General features: G+C 72.5%; 13 protein-coding genes. 3 read left to right on the top strand and 10 right to left on the bottom strand.

The window, feature by feature from the left end; genetic code table 11:
- Nucleotides 1-49 precede the first annotated feature (49 nt).
- The 4 genes from sucB to CP975_RS09545 form a co-directional block, all read right to left on the bottom strand.
- Nucleotides 50-1,813, bottom strand: coding sequence for a 2-oxoglutarate dehydrogenase, E2 component, dihydrolipoamide succinyltransferase (gene sucB / locus CP975_RS09560; RefSeq protein WP_150476753.1), 1,764 nt, complete (start codon nt 1,811-1,813; stop codon nt 50-52).
- 63 nt (nt 1,814-1,876) lie between these two features.
- Nucleotides 1,877-3,265 (bottom strand): dihydrolipoyl dehydrogenase, encoded by a 1,389-nt coding sequence (gene lpdA, locus CP975_RS09555; protein ID WP_055528395.1) that lies wholly within the window; start codon nt 3,263-3,265, stop codon nt 1,877-1,879.
- 296 nt (nt 3,266-3,561) lie between these two features.
- On the bottom strand, nt 3,562-5,109 hold the full coding sequence (locus CP975_RS09550) for a leucyl aminopeptidase (protein ID WP_055528396.1): 1,548 nt from the start codon (nt 5,107-5,109) through the stop codon (nt 3,562-3,564).
- A gap of 147 nt (nt 5,110-5,256) precedes the next feature.
- On the bottom strand, nt 5,257-6,039 hold the full coding sequence (locus CP975_RS09545; protein ID WP_055528397.1) for an adenosylcobinamide-GDP ribazoletransferase: 783 nt from the start codon (nt 6,037-6,039) through the stop codon (nt 5,257-5,259).
- A gap of 87 nt (nt 6,040-6,126) precedes the next feature.
- Here CP975_RS09545 and CP975_RS09540 point away from each other — a divergent pair, with 87 nt between their 5' ends.
- Nucleotides 6,127-6,912 carry a hypothetical protein gene (locus CP975_RS09540; RefSeq protein ID WP_055528416.1) on the top strand — a complete coding sequence of 262 codons (786 nt, stop codon included), beginning with the start codon at nt 6,127-6,129 and terminating at the stop codon, nt 6,910-6,912.
- Here CP975_RS09540 and CP975_RS35395 read toward each other — a convergent pair.
- From CP975_RS35395 to cobT, 3 genes are read right to left on the bottom strand one after another with little or no spacing between them, the layout of a single operon-like run.
- Nucleotides 6,831-7,568 carry a hypothetical protein gene (locus CP975_RS35395; protein ID WP_055528398.1) on the bottom strand — a complete coding sequence of 246 codons (738 nt, stop codon included), beginning with the start codon at nt 7,566-7,568 and terminating at the stop codon, nt 6,831-6,833. The genes CP975_RS09540 and CP975_RS35395 overlap by 82 nt on opposite strands.
- Nucleotides 7,565-9,355 (bottom strand): phosphatidylglycerol lysyltransferase domain-containing protein, encoded by a 1,791-nt coding sequence (locus CP975_RS09530; protein WP_055528399.1) that lies wholly within the window; start codon nt 9,353-9,355, stop codon nt 7,565-7,567. The genes CP975_RS35395 and CP975_RS09530 overlap by 4 nt, the downstream gene beginning before the upstream one ends.
- 53 nt (nt 9,356-9,408) lie before the next feature.
- Nucleotides 9,409-10,518: a nicotinate-nucleotide--dimethylbenzimidazole phosphoribosyltransferase gene (cobT, locus tag CP975_RS09525; protein ID WP_055528400.1), complete on the bottom strand. Its 1,110-nt coding sequence runs from the start codon at nt 10,516-10,518 to the stop codon at nt 9,409-9,411.
- Nucleotides 10,519-10,693: 175 nt separating this feature from the next.
- On the opposite strand from cobT, the gene CP975_RS09520 reads away from it, so the two are divergent.
- A complete protein-coding gene (locus CP975_RS09520) occupies nt 10,694-11,758 on the top strand; it encodes a class I SAM-dependent methyltransferase (protein WP_150476752.1) in 1,065 nt (354 codons plus the stop codon).
- A gap of 25 nt (nt 11,759-11,783) precedes the next feature.
- Here the strand turns inward: CP975_RS09520 and CP975_RS09515 are convergent, their stop codons facing one another.
- Complete coding sequence (locus CP975_RS09515) at nt 11,784-13,037, bottom strand: bifunctional adenosylcobinamide kinase/adenosylcobinamide-phosphate guanylyltransferase (RefSeq protein WP_055528401.1); 1,254 nt, start codon at nt 13,035-13,037, stop codon at nt 11,784-11,786.
- A gap of 111 nt (nt 13,038-13,148) precedes the next feature.
- On the opposite strand from CP975_RS09515, the gene CP975_RS09510 reads away from it, so the two are divergent.
- A complete protein-coding gene (locus CP975_RS09510) occupies nt 13,149-13,373 on the top strand; it encodes a hypothetical protein (RefSeq protein WP_055528403.1) in 225 nt (74 codons plus the stop codon).
- Between the two features lie 88 nt (nt 13,374-13,461).
- Here the strand turns inward: CP975_RS09510 and CP975_RS09505 are convergent, their stop codons facing one another.
- Both CP975_RS09505 and CP975_RS09500 read right to left on the bottom strand, forming a co-directional pair.
- A complete protein-coding gene (locus CP975_RS09505) occupies nt 13,462-14,169 on the bottom strand; it encodes a class I SAM-dependent methyltransferase (RefSeq protein WP_030786938.1) in 708 nt (235 codons plus the stop codon).
- Nucleotides 14,170-14,243: 74 nt separating this feature from the next.
- The gene (locus CP975_RS09500) at nt 14,244-14,870 is read right to left on the bottom strand and encodes a DUF3043 domain-containing protein (protein ID WP_150476751.1); all 627 of its coding nucleotides are present in this window, start codon (nt 14,868-14,870) and stop codon (nt 14,244-14,246) included.
- Nucleotides 14,871-15,157 lie beyond the last annotated feature (287 nt).

Here is a 15,157-nt window from a genome sequence, read left to right as displayed (position 1 = left end):
GGCGTACGCGCTGATGAGACGAGTGTTACAGACGCACGGGGCGCTGTGCCTACAGGCCGAGCTCGACCTCGAACTCGCCGGCCTCCAGGATCGCCTTGACCGCGGTCAGGTAGCGGGCGGCGTCGGCGCCGTCCACCAGACGGTGGTCGTAGGAGAGCGACAGGTACGTCATGTCCCGCACGGCGATGGTCTCGCCGAGGTCGGGGTGGTTGATGACGACCGGACGCTTGACGGTGGCGCCGATGCCGAGGATGGCGGCCTGGTTCGGCGGCACGATGACCGTGTCGAACAGGGCGCCGCGCGAACCGGTGTTGGAGATCGTGAAGGTGGCGCCGGACATGTCGTCCGGGGTGAGGCCACCGCCACGGGCCTTGCCGGCCAGCTCGGCGGTCTTCTTCGAGATGCCGGCGATGTTCAGGTCGCCCGCGCCCTTGATGACCGGCGTCATCAGACCCTTCTCGGCGTCCACGGCGATGCCGATGTTCTCCGAGTCGAAGTACGTGATGGTGCCTTCGTCGTCGTTGATCCGGGCGTTGATGACCGGGTGGGCCTTCAGCGCCTGGGCGGCGGCCTTGACGAAGAACGGCATCGGGGAGAGCTTGACGCCCTCGCGAGCCGCGAAGGAGTCCTTCGCCTTGGCGCGCAGCTTCATCAGCTTGGTGATGTCGACCTCGACGACCGAGGTCAGCTGGGCCTGCGAGTGCAGGGCCTTCATCATGTTGTCGCCGATGACCTTGCGCATGCGGGTCATCTTGACCGTCTGGCCGCGGAGGGGGGAGGCCTCCAGGGCCGGGGCCTTCGAGGCGGCCGGGGCGGCGGCGGCCGGCGCGGGGGCCGACTTCTTGGCCTCGGCGGCGGCGATGACGTCCTGCTTGCGGATACGGCCGCCGACGCCGGTGCCCTTGACCTCGGAGAGGTTCACGCCGTTCTCGGACGCGAGCTTACGGACCAGCGGGGTCACGTAGGCGCCGTCGTCGGCCGGGGTGGACTGCGCCGGGGCGGCGGGCGCGGCGGGGGCCGGCTGGGCCGGGGCCGCGGGCTGGGCCGGAGCCGGGGCCTGAGCCGCGGGCTGGGCCGGGGCGGCGGGCGCCTGCGCGGCGGGCTGCGCGGGAGCCGGGGCGGCCTCCTGCTTGGGGGCCTCCTGCTTCGGGGCCTCCTGCTGCGCGGGGGCGGCCGGGGCCTCCTCCTGCTTCGCGGCCGGGGCGGCACCGGGCGCACCGACGACGGCGAGCTTGGCGCCCACCTCGGCGGTCTCGTCCTCGCCGACGACGATCTCCAGGAGAACGCCCGAGACGGGCGAGGGGATCTCGGTGTCGACCTTGTCCGTCGAGACCTCGAGGAGGGGCTCGTCGGCCGCGACCTCCTCGCCGACCTCCTTCAGCCAACGGGTGACGGTGCCCTCGGTGACGGACTCGCCGAGCGCGGGCAGGGTGACCTCGGTGCCCTCGGCGGCGCCGCCGGACTGGGCCGGGGCCTGCTGCTGGGGAGCCTCCTCCTGCTTCGGGGCCTCCTCCTGCGCGGGGGCGGCCGGGGCCTCCTCCTGCGCCGGGGCGGAGGAGCCGCCCGCGTCGCCCGAGCCGTCGTCGATGACAGCCAGCTCGGCGCCGACCTCGACGGTCTCGTCCTCGGCGACCTTGATGGACGCCAGGATGCCGGCGGCCGGGGAGGGGATCTCGGTGTCGACCTTGTCGGTCGAGACCTCGAGCAGCGGCTCGTCGGCCTCGACGCGCTCGCCCTCGGCCTTCAGCCAACGGGTGACAGTGCCCTCGGTGACGCTCTCGCCGAGCGCCGGAAGGGATACGGAAACCGCCATGGTTTCAGTTGCTCCTTACGAAAATTGCGGAAAGTCTGGTCGTCGCGCCCGAGTGACCGAAGGTCAGTCGTGGGAGTGCAGCGGCTTGCCCGCCAGGGCCAGGTGGGCCTCGCCGAGCGCCTCGTTCTGCGTCGGGTGGGCGTGGATGAGCTGGGCGACCTCGGCCGGCAGCGCTTCCCAGTTGTAGATCAGCTGGGCTTCGCCGACCTGCTCGCCCATGCGGTCGCCGACCATGTGGACGCCGACCACGGCACCGTCCTTGACCTGGACGAGCTTGATCTCGCCCGCGGTCTTGAGGATCTTGCTCTTGCCGTTGCCCGCGAGGTTGTACTTGAGGGCGACGACCTTGTCCGCGCCGTAGATCTCCTTGGCCTTGGCCTCGGTGATGCCCACGGAGGCGACCTCGGGGTGGCAGTAGGTCACCCGGGGCACGCCGTCGTAGTCGACCGGGACCGGCTTGAGTCCGGCCAGGCGCTCCGCCACCAGCATGCCCTCGGCGAAGCCGACGTGCGCGAGCTGGAGGGTCGGCACCAGGTCGCCCACGGCCGAGATGGTCGGGACGTTGGTCTGCATGTACTCGTCGACGAGGACGTAGCCGCGGTCCATGGCGACGCCCTGCTCCTCGTAACCGAGGCCCTGCGAGACCGGGCCGCGGCCGATGGCGACCAGGAGGACCTCGGCCTCGAAGGTCTTGCCGTCGGCGAGGGTCACGCGGACGCCGTCCTGCGTGTACTCCGCCTTCTCGAAGAAGGTGCCGAGGTTGAACTTGATGCCGCGCTTGCGGAACGCGCGCTCAAGAAGCTTGGAGCTGTTCTCGTCCTCGACCGGCACGAGGTGCTTGAGGCCCTCGATGACCGTGACGTCGGCCCCGAAGGACTTCCACGCGGAGGCGAACTCGACGCCGATGACGCCGCCGCCCAGGATGATCGCGGACTTCGGGACGCGGTCCAGGGTCAGCCCGTGGTCCGAGGAGATGATGCGGTTGCCGTCGATCTCCAGGCCCGGCAGCGACTTCGGCACGGAGCCGGTCGCGAGGAGCACGTGGCGGCCCTGGACGCGCTGACCGTTCACATCCACCGAAGTCGGCGAGGAGAGCTTGCCCTCACCCTCGATGTACGTCACCTTGCGGGAGGCCACGAGACCCTGGAGGCCCTTGTAGAGGCCCGAGATCACGTCGTCCTTGTACTTGTGGACGGCCGCCATGTCGATGCCCTCGAAGGTGGCCTTCACACCGAACTGGTCGGCCTCGCGCGCCTGGTCGGCGATCTCGCCGGCGTGCAGCAGCGCCTTCGTGGGGATGCAGCCGTTGTGCAGGCAGGTGCCGCCGAGCTTGTTCTTCTCGATCAGTGCGACGTCCAGGCCCAGCTGCGCTCCGCGCAGGGCCGCGGCGTAACCGCCGCTACCGCCGCCGAGGATCACTAGGTCGAAAACGGTGCTGGCGTCGTTCGCCACGTCACGTCCTCCATGCATGTGCGCCGTACGCCGGACCCCGTTGCGCGGGGGACGACCGGTCGGTCGGCTGGTATTCGGCCGCTCTTGTTTCGGCCCTTTGGTGGGGCCCTGTCCTGCCGAGAACCCATCTTCGCACTTGTCGACGGGAGACGGGACGCCGGGCCGGGCTGTGAGACGGCCGATCGGCCGTCTCCAGCGGTTCTGCTACGTACGAATGTACGGATTTCGTCGAGGGCGAAATCATTCGGGGCCCCGGACGCGGGGAACGTCCGGGGCCCCGAGACGACGTACGCGAATCAGCCCAGGTCGCCCGCGGCGGTGCGCTCCGCGAGACGGACCAGGGTGCGGACCGCGGTGCCGGTGCCGCCCTTGGGGGTGTAGCCGAACGGAGCGCCCTCGTGGTAGGCCGGGCCCGCGACGTCCAGGTGCGCCCAGATGATGCCCTCGCCGACGAACTCCTGGAGGAAGAGGCCGGCCACCAGGCCGCCGCCCATCCGTTCGCCGATGTTGGCCATGTCGGCGGTGGGGGAGTCCATGCCCTTGCGCATGTCGGCGGGGAGCGGCATCGGCCAGGACGGCTCGCCGACCTCCTCGGCGATCTCGTGGACCGACGTACGGAAGGCGTCGTCGTTGGCCATGATGCCGAAGGTGCGGTTGCCGAGCGCCACCATCATGGCGCCGGTCAGGGTCGCCACGTCGACGATCGCGTCGGGCTTCTCCTCCGAGGCCTTGGTGATCGCGTCGGCCAGGACGAGACGGCCCTCGGCGTCGGTGTTCAGGACCTCGACGGTCTTGCCGCCGTACATGCGCAGGACGTCGCCGGGGCGGGTGGCGGAGCCGGACGGCATGTTCTCGGCCAGTGCCAGCCAGCCGGTGACGTTCACCTCGAGGCCGAGGCGCGCGGCGGCGACGACGGCGGCGAAGACGGCCGCGGCACCGGCCATGTCGCACTTCATGGTCTCGTTGTGACCGGCGGGCTTCAGCGAGATGCCGCCCGAGTCGTACGTGATGCCCTTGCCGACGAAGGCGAGGTGCTTCTTCGCCTTGGAGTGCGTGTACGAGAGCTTCACCAGGCGCGGCGGGGCGTCCGAGCCCGCGCCGACGCCGAGGATGCCGCCGAAGCCGCCCTTGACGAGCGCCTTCTCGTCGAGCACCTGGATCTTGATGCCGTGCTCCTTGGCGGCCGCGGTGGCGACCGCCGCGAAGGCCTCGGGGTCGAGGTCGTTCGGCGGGGTGTTGACGAGGTCGCGGGCGCGGTTCAGCTCCTCGCCGACGGTGGTGGCGCGCTCCAGCGCGGCCTTGTACACCTTGTCGCGGGGCTTGCCGCCGAGCAGGACGACCTCGGCGAGCGGCGCCTTGGCGTTCTTGTCGTTCTTCTTCGCGTCCTTGGCGTCGCCCTGGTCCTTGTACGCGACGAAGGAGTACGCGCCGAGCAGCGCGCCCTCACCGAGGGCGCAGATGTCGTCCGCGTCCTCCACGGGCAGCGCGAATGCGGCCTTCTTCGTGCCGGTCAGGGCGCGCGCGGCGACACCCGCGGCACGGCGCAGCGCGTCCGTGCCGTACGTCTCGTCCTTCTCCGGGACCTCGCCGAGGCCGACCGCGACGACGACCGGTGCCTTGACACCCGAGGGCGCGGGCAGCTTCGTCACCTCGCCCTCGCCGCCCGAGGCGCCGAGGGTCTCCAGGACGGACGCGAGCTTGCCGTCGTACGCCTTGTCCACGGACTCGGCGCCGGGGGCGACGACCAGAGCCCCCTTGGAGCCAGAGCCCTTCGCGACACCGACGACGATCGCGTCGGCACGCAGGCCGGTCGCGGCGGCGGTGCTGAGAGTCAGAGCAGTCACGGTGGTGAGGTCCTCTTTCGGTGGGGTTTCGACGGGCTGCGGGGTGGTGAGCCCGTCGCGAGCCTACGCCCGTGAGCGCTGCGGTGCGCCTCACTGTGTGTGCGCGAGGGGTGTCGTGAAACGCCGGGGTTTCGGCTGACCTGAGCGTCAGCCGAGTGCGAGCACCACGAGAGCGGCGGTCGCCGCCGTCTCCGCGAGACCGCCGAAGACGTCCCCGGTGACCCCGCCGAACCGCCGTACGCAGTGCCGGAGCAGCACCTCCGCGGCGCCGAGCGCGAGGACGACGGCGGCCGCGGCCCGCACCACGCCGGACGCCCCGAGTGGCGCGCCCGCCGCAGCGGCCCCGCACACGACGAGCGCCGTGACGAGCAGCGCCCGGCCGCGCGGGACGACCCCGGCGACCGCCGCGCCGAGCCCTTCGGGGCGGGCGGGGGGCACCCCGGCGCGGGCGGCCAGGGTGAGCGCGAGACGGGCGGCGGTGGCCGAGACGACGGCGCCGACCGCGCCTTCCGTCCACGACCTCTCGTACAGCTGGAAGAGCACGGCGACCTGGGCGAGCAGGACGAAGAGCAGGGTGATGACGCCGAAGGGGCCGATGTCGGACTGCTTCATGATGCGCAGCGCGTCCTCGGCGGGCTTGGCGCTGCCGAGGCCGTCGGCGGTGTCCGCGAGGCCGTCCAGGTGCAGGCCGCGGGTGAGCGCGGCCGGGGCCGCGGCGGTCGCGGTGGCGGCGAGGAGGGGGCCCGCGCCGAGCGCCGTCAGGACGCCGCCGGCACCTGCCGCGCACAGGCCCACCACCAGACCGGCGAGGGGGGCGCACTGCATGCCGCCGCGTGCGGCTTCGCGGTCCCAGCGGGTGACCCTGACGGGGAGCGCGGTGAGGGTGCCGAAGGCGAAACGTATGCCGTCGGCGGGGGAGGTTCTGGGCACCGCGGAAGGCTACCCCGGCGGCACGCCCCGCCCTGCGGAACGCTCGCGGGGGACAGAGGATGGCCGCATGAAGGACTGGTGGGCCGCGTGAACGACTGGTGGTACCGGAACATCGTCGAGCCCGGGAAGCTGCCGCTGCTGCTCGCGCTGCTCTCCTTCGTGGGGTCGTTCCTGGTCACCCGGACGATCACGCGCCTCATCAGGGCGGGCAGAGGTCCCTTCCGGAACATCAGTTCGGGCGAGGTGCATATCCACCACGTCGTGCCGGGGATCTTCCTGATGCTGGTCGGCGGCTTCTGGGCGGTGGCCGCCGGGCGGCACGGCGCCGGGCCGCTGTACGCCGCGGTCATCTTCGGGATCGGCGCCGGCCTCGTGCTCGACGAGTTCGCGCTGATCCTGCACCTCGACGACGTCTACTGGACCGAGGAGGGCCGCAAGAGCGTGGAGGTCGTCATGCTCACGGCCGCCCTGGTGGTGCTCGTGCTCACCGGCTTCACGCCGCTCGGGGTCAGCGATCTGACGCCCGACGAGCGGCAGAACCGCGCGCTGTTCGCCCTGAACATCGGCATCAACTGCGCGTTCGCCGTGATCGCGCTCCTCAAGGGCAAGCTGCGGACCGCCCTGATCGGCATGGTCGTCCCGTTCGTCGCCCTGGTCGGCGCGGTCCGTCTCGCCCGGCCCGGATCGGCGTGGGCGCGCCGGTTCTACCGCAACCGGCACCGGGCACGCGCGCGTGCGGGTCTGCGGGCCTTCCACCACGACCGCCGCTGGTCGGGCCCGCGCCGCAGGCTTCAGGACTGGATCGGCGGCTTCACGCCGGGCCCCTCGCCCTCGGAACCGGACCCCCCGGAGCGTCTCTCCCCACCGCGGTGACGGTGACGGCGACGGCGACGTACCGCCCGGATCGCGCACAGCACGAGCACGGCGGCGATAGCGGCCAGGTGCTCCTTGCCCGCGAGGTTGTTCTTGACGATCACCTCGACGACCATCAGGACGGTCACCAGCGCCGCCGTGAAGTACGCGCGGTAGCGCCAGCACACGTACACCGCGAGGCCCACCACGGCGGCCGACGGGCCGGTGTCGACGACCAGCGCGTCGGAGGCGGGCAGCCCGAAGGGGTTGCCGGGGCCCCACTCGATGCCCACGCGCGCGTAGAGCGTGCCGGCGAGGGTGGCCGCGTATCCGATGAGGAGCGTCCGCCACCAGCCCAGGCAGATCTCCGCGATCCCGAACACGATCAGGATCTGTACGAGCGCGCCCCACACGGGCAGGTCGAGGGCGGGCACGAAGAGGGAGAGCGGGGTGCGCAGCAGGGCCAGCCAGAGCGGGTCATCGGCGCGCACGCAGCCGATGTTCTGGACGAACTGGTAGCCCCAGGGCCGGTTCTGCGCGTACTGGAGGAGCGCGGTGAGGCAGACCGCCGTCAGCGTCAGCGGCACCGCCCGCCACCGCCGGGCGACGAGTCCGTCGCGCACGGCGGAGAAAATCGCTCCCCACTCGGCGCGGGCCCAGCGGGCCAGGGTGCTCATCGTCTCGACTCCAGATGTTTGCGGTGCAGCCACTTCGGCAGTCCCGGCGCTTCGAGGAAGCCCTCCGCGCGGGCGGCGGCGACACCGATACGCGGCAGGTCACCGCTCTTCTCGAAGAGGAGGAAGCGGGGTTCCCAGATCGGCCGGTACTTGGCGTTGGCGCGGTAGAGGGACTCGATCTGCCACCACCGGGAGAAGAAGCTGAGCAGCGACCGCCACAGGCGAAGGACCGGGCCCGCGCCGAGCCGCGAGCCACGTTCGAAGACCGACCGGAACATCGCGAAGTTCAGCGACACCTGAGTGATCTTGATCTCGGGGGCGTGCTGGAGGAGTTCGATGACCATGAACTCCATCAGGCCGTTCTCGGAGTCGCGGTCGCGCCGCATCAGATCCAGGGAGAGCCCGCTCGGCCCCCACGGCACGAAGGAGAGCAGCGCCCGCAACCGGCCCTCGGCGTCCGTGCATTCGACCATCACGCACCGGCCGTCGGCGGGGTCGCCGAGCCGCCCGAGCGCCATGGAGAAGCCGCGCTCGGTGGCCCCGTCGCGCCAGTCGTCGGCGCGTTCCAGGAGGGCCGCCATCTCGTCGGCCGGGATGTCCTCGTGACGGCGGACGCGGACCGTGTACCCGGCGCGCTTGACGCGGTTGTACGCCTGGCGGACGGTACGCATGGCCCGCCCCTCAAGGGTGAAGTGCTCTTTGGAGGCCTCACCCCGGGCCGCGACCTCCACGATCGCCTCGTCGCCCAGCTCCAGGGCGTCCAGGCCGTGCCGGGCGTAGATCGTGCCCGCCTCCTCGCTCGCGCCCATCACGGCGGGGATCCAGCCGTGCTCGCGGGCCTCGGCGAGCCACGGCTCGATCGCCCCGGGCCAGGCCTCCGGGTCGCCGATCGGGTCGCCGGAGGCCAGCGAGACCCCGCTGACGACGCGGTAGGCGACCGCCGCCTTGCCGGTCGGGGACCAGACGACGCTCTTCTCGCGGCGCAGCGAGAAGTAGCCGAGCGAGTCGCGCTCGCCGTGCCGGCCGAGCAGCGCCCGCAGCCGCTCCTCGTCCTCCTCGGTGAGCGGGTCGACGGCCTTGCGGGAGCGGAACGCCGCGTACAGGACGGCGCAGAGCAGCAGCGCGCTCAGGACGTTGATGGAGACGTTGACCCAGCCGGGCGTGGTGATGCCCTCGAAGCGCCGGTCGTCGGCGGCCAGCGAGATCAGCCGCAGGGTGCCGTAGCGCCAGCGGTCCAGGAAGCCGGAGCGGTAGTCGTCGTGGGCGCGGTTGGTGACGGTGACGAGCAGCGCCGCGATCAGCGAGGTCACCAGGAGCCCGCCGACCGCGACGGCCGAGGCGAGCTTCGGGTTGGAGCGGTCGCCCTTGGCGTAGAACTCGCGGCGGCCGACGACCAGCGCCGCGACGAAGGCGGCGGTCAGGACGAGGGAGATCCAGTTCTGCGCGTACCGGCGGATCTCGGGGAAGACCATCGCGAAGGCGAAGAGCACAAGGAAGAGCCCGCTGAGTACGAGGTTGAGGATCCACGCGGCCCGCTTGCGGCGCCGCATGGTGATCGCCAGGAACATCGTGAACGCCCCGGAGGCGAAGCCCGCGGTCAGCAGGTACGGGGTGAAGTAGTTCTCCGTGTTGTGCTGCCGCAGGTCCTGGCCGAGGGAGACCCAGACCGCGCTGAGGAAGTTGATGAACGTGACGGCGCGGAGGTACCAGACGGTGAAACCGGCGGCGCGGCGCTGTGTGACGGTGCGGGGCTTCTGTCGCCCGGCGACGACCTGCTCATCTCCCATGAAAAGGGATCATATGGGCAAGATCGCCGCGGCCAACGCCCGCCGCCGGTCGGCTACTCGGCCGGCTGCTCGGCCGACTGCTCGCCCACAGACTCCTCGGGCTGCGCCTCCGCGGCCGCGGCCCGCTCCGGCAGCTCCGCCGACAGGGCCGCGGCGGCCCGCACGAGCGGCAGGGCCAGCAGCGCCCCGGCGCCCTCGCCGACCTTGACCCCGTGGTTCAGGAGCGGCTCCAAGGCCATCCGGTCCAGCGCCTTGGCCTGCGCGGGCTCCCCGCTGTCGTGCCCCGCGAGCCACCAGTCGGGCGCCCGGAAGGCCACCCGCTGGGCCACCAGCGCCGCCGCCGACGCCACGACGCCGTCGAGGATCACCGGCGTACGCCGCACCGCGCACTGCAACAGGAACCCGGTCATCGCGGCCAGATCGGCCCCGCCCACCGCCGCGAGCAGCTCCAGCTGGTCGCCGAGCACCGGCCGGGCCCGCCGCAGCGCGTCCCGCACCGCCGCGCACTTGCGCATCCACGCCAGGTCGTCGATGGCCTCGCCGCCCCGCCCGGTCACCACGGACGCGTCGGTGCCGCAGAGCGCGGCGATCAGCGTCGCGGCGGGCGTCGTGCCGCCGACGCTCACATCGCCGAGCACGACCAGATCGGTGCCGGAGTCCGCCTCCTCGTCGGCGACGGCCATGCCCGCGCGCACCGCGCGCTCGGCCTCCTCGGCGCTCAGCGCGTCCTCGATGTCGATACGTCCCGACCCGCGCCGCACCCGGTGCCCCGCGACCTCGGCGGGCAGCTCGGCGGGGTCGCAGTCGAGCGCCATGTCGACGATCCGCACGGGCACGTCCATGCGCCGCGCGAGCACGGCCACCGGGCTCTCGCCGGCCAGCACGGAACGCACGAGAGCGGCGGCGCCCCCCGCGGGCCGCGCCGAGACGCCCAGCTCGGCGACTCCGTGGTCGCCCGCGAACAGCACCACGCGCGGCCGCTCGACCGACCGGACCGGCACCGCGGACTGGGCCGCCGACAGCCACTCGCCCAGCTCGTCGAGGCGGCCCAGGGATCCGGGCGGCAGGATCTGCCGCGCCCTGCGCTCCTCGGCGCCGCGGCGCACCCCGCCGGCGGGCCGCTCGATCAGGTCGGTGAAGTCGTCGAGATTCAGCGAGCTCATTCGCCGAACAGTACCGGCAGCGGCGGCGCCGGTGTTCGAACGGCCCCGGGGCCGCGCATCCGTCAAGTCGGCGCCCGGTGGACCGGCCCGAAGAGCGGTTACGACATGTACCGCATTGGGCACATAACGTCATTGCCGGACTGATCGCGTCAAAACCGACTTCAGGAGTACCACCTTGGACGTCGCCCAGCGGATCGCCGAACGACGCCCCGCCTACCTCGCCGCCCTCGCCGGCGGAACAGCGCGGTTCCACGAACCCCGCCGCACCGACTGCCCCTGGTGCGGCTCCCCGCGGCTGCGGATCCGGCTGCGCACCGCCGACCTGGTCCAGCACAAGCCGGGCGCCTTCACGCTCGACCAGTGCGGCAACTGCGCCCACTCCTTCCAGAACCCCCGCCTCACCCCCGAAGGCCTGGACTTCTACCGCAGGGACATCCGCGAAGGCCTCGGCGGCAAGGCGGCGGACGCGCTCTTCGGCGCCCCCTCCACCGACCGGCGCCACCTCGCCCGCGCCCGCGCCCTGCGCGAGTTCGACGAACCCGAGTGCTGGCTGGACGTCGGCACGGGGCGGGCCCGCTTCCCGGCCCTGGCCAAACAGGTCCTCCCGTACACGTCCTTCGACGGCCTCGACCCGGGCCGGGGCGTCATCAAGGCCGTACGCGGCGGCCGCATCGAGGAGGGGCACCGCGGCACCCTCACCGGCCTCGCGGACGCCCTCGCCGGCCGCTACGACGCCCTGAGCCTCTTCCACCAGCTGGAGCGAAGCCCCGATCCGCGCGCCGAACTGAGGGCCGCGAAAACCGTCCTGCGTCCCGGCGGCCATCTGATGATCGAGGCCACCGACCTCGGCTGCCGCTACGCCCGGCTGCTCGGCAAGTGGTGGCCGTCGTACTCCCAGCCCCGGCAGCTGCACTTCGTGCCGCTCGCCAACCTCCGCGTGGAACTGGAGAACCTCGGCTTCACTGTCGTCGGCGTCGAGCGCCGCGCGGCGCACGTACCGGCGGACCTGAGCGGGGCGCTGGCCCTCCTCCTCAACCGCTGCCTCCCCAAGGGCGACGTCCCCTGGCGGGCCAGACCCGCGCCCCCGCTCCGGCTGAAGCTCCGGCGGGCCGCGTGGTGGGCCGCCGTGCCGGCGCTGGCCCTCGCCCACGCCCTGGACAGGATCCTGGCCCCGCTGCTCACCCGCACCGGCTTCTCCAACACCTACCGGATCGTGGCGCGCAGGGGCGAGGGCGACTGACGCACGCGGAGCGAAGAGGGCGGGGTCAGCCGCGCAGCGCCAGCGCCTGGCCCGCCACGACCAGCAGGACGTGCTCGCACTCGGCGGCGAACGCCGCGTTCAGACGGCCCAGTTCGTCACGGTAGCGGCGACCCGAGGCGGTCGCGGGCACGATGCCCGAGCCGACCTCGTTCGACACGGCGACGACCGTGCGCCGGGTCGCGCGCACCGCCTCCGCGAGCCCGGCGACCCGCCCCCGCAGCTCCCGCTCGCCGCCGCCCGCCCACTCGGCGTCGTCCCAGGCGTTCACCTCGTCCATGACGTGGGTCAGCCACAGCGACAGACAGTCGATGAGCAGCGGCGGCCCGTCCTGCGCGAGCAGCGGCACCAGATCGCAGGTCTCCGCCGTCCGCCACGAGCCGGGGCGCCGCTCGCGGTGCAGGCTCACCCGGTCCGCCCACTCCGTGTCACCGCTCCTCGTCCCGCCCGTCGCGACGTACAGCACCTCCGGAAAGGCCTCAAGGCGCCGCTCGGCCTCCACCGACTTGCCCGAGCGGGCGCCGCCGAGCACGAGGGTGCGGCGAGGCACGTCCGGCACGTCCTCATAGGCACCGACGACGAGCGTTGTCCCGTCCGGCACGGCCCGCGCGCCCGCCGCCGCCAGACGGCGCCTCAGCTCACCGCCCTGCGGCACCTCGTGGCCGATGTGGACGGCGATCACGTCCGTGGTGGGCCCGACGGCCCCGGCCGCGCGCAGCCGGGCGAGCGCGTCGGGCCGCCCGATGACATCGGCGACGACCATCTCGTACGCGGCACGCCCGCCGTTCGCCTCGCCGAAGCCGTTCCCCTCCGTGAACCCCGTGAGTCCCGTGAGCCCCGAGAGTCCCGCGGGCGCTCCGCCGGGCGGCAGATACAGCAGCCGCTCCCCGTCCGGCCCGGTCACCTCGTAACCGGAGCCGGGCGAGTCCAGCGCCACCGCGCGCACCCGGTGACCGGTCAGAAGCGTCAACTCCCGTCCGTCGGCACCCCGTACCGGCTGCGGAAGTCCGGCGGGGACCTCCACGGCGGGCCCGTCGTGCGGATGGGAGAGCAGGACCTGGCGCACACCGCCGAGCGAGTGCCCCGCGCGCGCGGCCGCGAAGGCGGCGCCCGGGGTGAGGTCGAGCAGCAGGACGCCGTCCACCAGGAGCGCGGTGGCGGCCCGCGCCGCGTCACCGAGGGCGGTCGCGCAGGCCGCGCAGGGGCAGTCGGGAAGGGGCAGTCCCTCGGGGGCGCCGGTGCCGAGCAGAGTCAGTTCCACACGAAGATCCTCCCGCGTCGGGTCCGACGCCGCGCGCCCGGCTACGCTTCAAGCGGATTCAAGAGGATTCAGGCGGCTCTGATGCCGCCACGGGACCTTCGGGAGGCTGACATGGCGGCATGGACGTGGCGGTTCGAGAAGGCGGACGGGACAGAGGTCCAGCCCGCGGTGCAGCCCGAGGAGTTCACCACGCAGGGGGACGCCGAGTCCTGGGTCGGCGAGTACTGGAAGTCGCTGGCCGACGGCGGCGCCGACCAGGTGAGCCTCTTCGAGGACACGAACAAGATCTACGGCCCGATGAGCCTGCACGCGGACGCGGAGGACGCACAGGCCTGACCGGCACACGGTATGGCAGGAGGCGGCGGCCGGACCCCGGCCGCCGCCTCCTGCCATACCGTGCACAGGTTCTCGTCCCGCACCCCGCCTAGTCCCGCACCCCGCACAGATGCAGCAAGGCGGCGACCCGCCGATAGGGGTCGGTGCGCCCGGCCCGCTCCTCGGCGGCCAGCAGCGCTTCGAGTTCCCCCTCCGGGGGGAGCGGCGTCCCGTCACCGACGGTGTCCGTGAAGATCCGTACGCCGTACCAGACCTGGAGCGGCGCGGCGATGCCCGCGAGCGTCGCCGACAGGGCGTCGAGCCGGTCGGCCCGTACGTCCAGACCCAGGCGGTTGCGGTAGGTGACGGAGTCGAAGGCGGCCAGCGCGCCGCTCCAGTCGCCGCCGAGACCCGGCCGCATGGCCAGCGCGTCCGCGTTGCGTACGAGCAGCGACAGCAGACCGCCGGGGGCCAGCATCCGGGCAAGACCCGCCAGCAGGGCGTCGGGCTCGTCGGAGTACATCAGGACGCCGTGGCAGAGCACGACGTCGAAGCTGCCCGGCAGGAAGTGCACCCCGGTCTGGTGGCCGTCGCCCTCGACGATGCGCACCCGGCCCCGGATGCCCTCGGGCTCCTCGGCGAGCGCCTCGCGCGCGGCGGCGATCATCGCGGAGTCCTGCTCGATCCCCGTCACCTTGTGCCCGGCGCGGGCGAGCCGCAGGGCCTGCGTGCCCTGGCCCATCCCGACGTCGAGCACCCGCAGCCGCTGCCCCACGGGGAAGCGCGCGGCTATCTGCTCGTCGAGCTGGCGGGCCACCAGCTCCTGGCGTACGGCGTTGCGCAGACCGCCCAGCTTCGCCAGCCAGGCGGTGGCCCCGCCGGTGAATCCGCTCAGGGCCGCTCTCCGCGCTTGACCTGCGGCTTCGGCAGCCTCAGCCGGCGCATCTGGAGCGTGCGCATCAGGGCGTAGGCGACGGCGCCCTTCCTGCTCTCGCCCGGGAACCGCTCGGCGAGGCGCTTCTTCAGGCGGAACGCGGTGACGACGGAGTCCACGATGATCAGCACGATCACGAAGAGCCAGAGCAGCAGCGCGACGTTCTGCAACTGGGGCACGCGGACCATGCTCAGGACGAGGATGATCACCGCGAGCGGCAGGAAGAACTCCGCGATGCAAAAGCGCGAGTCGACGAAGTCGCGAGCGAACTTGCGCACGGGGCCCTTGTCACGAGCGGGCAGGAACCGCTCGTCACCGCTGGCCAGCGCCTCGCGCTGCTTCGCCATCTGGGCGCGGCGCTCGTCACGCTGCCGCTTCGCCGCCTCCTTGCGCGTCGTCGGCGTATTGGTCACGCTGCGGCGCTGCGACTGTGCCAGGGCGCGCTTGGGGGTGGGGCGGCCCTTGGGGGCCTGCGGGTCACGGGGCTGCTTGGAGTCGGTCACCGGCGCCTGCGCGGCCGGGGCCTTCTCTTCCTTGGATCGGCTACGGAACACAAAATCCAAGGGTACGGGGTGCGAGCGCATGGACCCCAGCGTCACGGGGAACGATCCGGCAACACCGGGCGTCTTGATTTACGTGCCTAAGGGGACGTAGCAGGCGGTATCCAGCCGGTTCGCGGCGGGGCGCCGCCGGTGGCCGGGACCGGCTCACAGGGGTGCACCTACTCCTTACGCCGGATCAGCGCCGTACGCAGTCGTCCTTGGGGATGAGCGCATCCGCACGCGAACAGTGCGGTAATGGATGCAGGGCCCGTACTGTGGGTTCTGAGCAGTACCTGGAGCTGGAAGTCCGTCAGAAGGGGGCGCGCGAA

The sequence above is a fragment of the Streptomyces alboniger genome, assembly GCF_008704395.1.
Taxonomy (GTDB): Bacteria; Actinomycetota; Actinomycetes; order Streptomycetales; family Streptomycetaceae; genus Streptomyces; species Streptomyces alboniger.
This window is presented reverse-complemented; position numbering and strand designations above follow the sequence as displayed.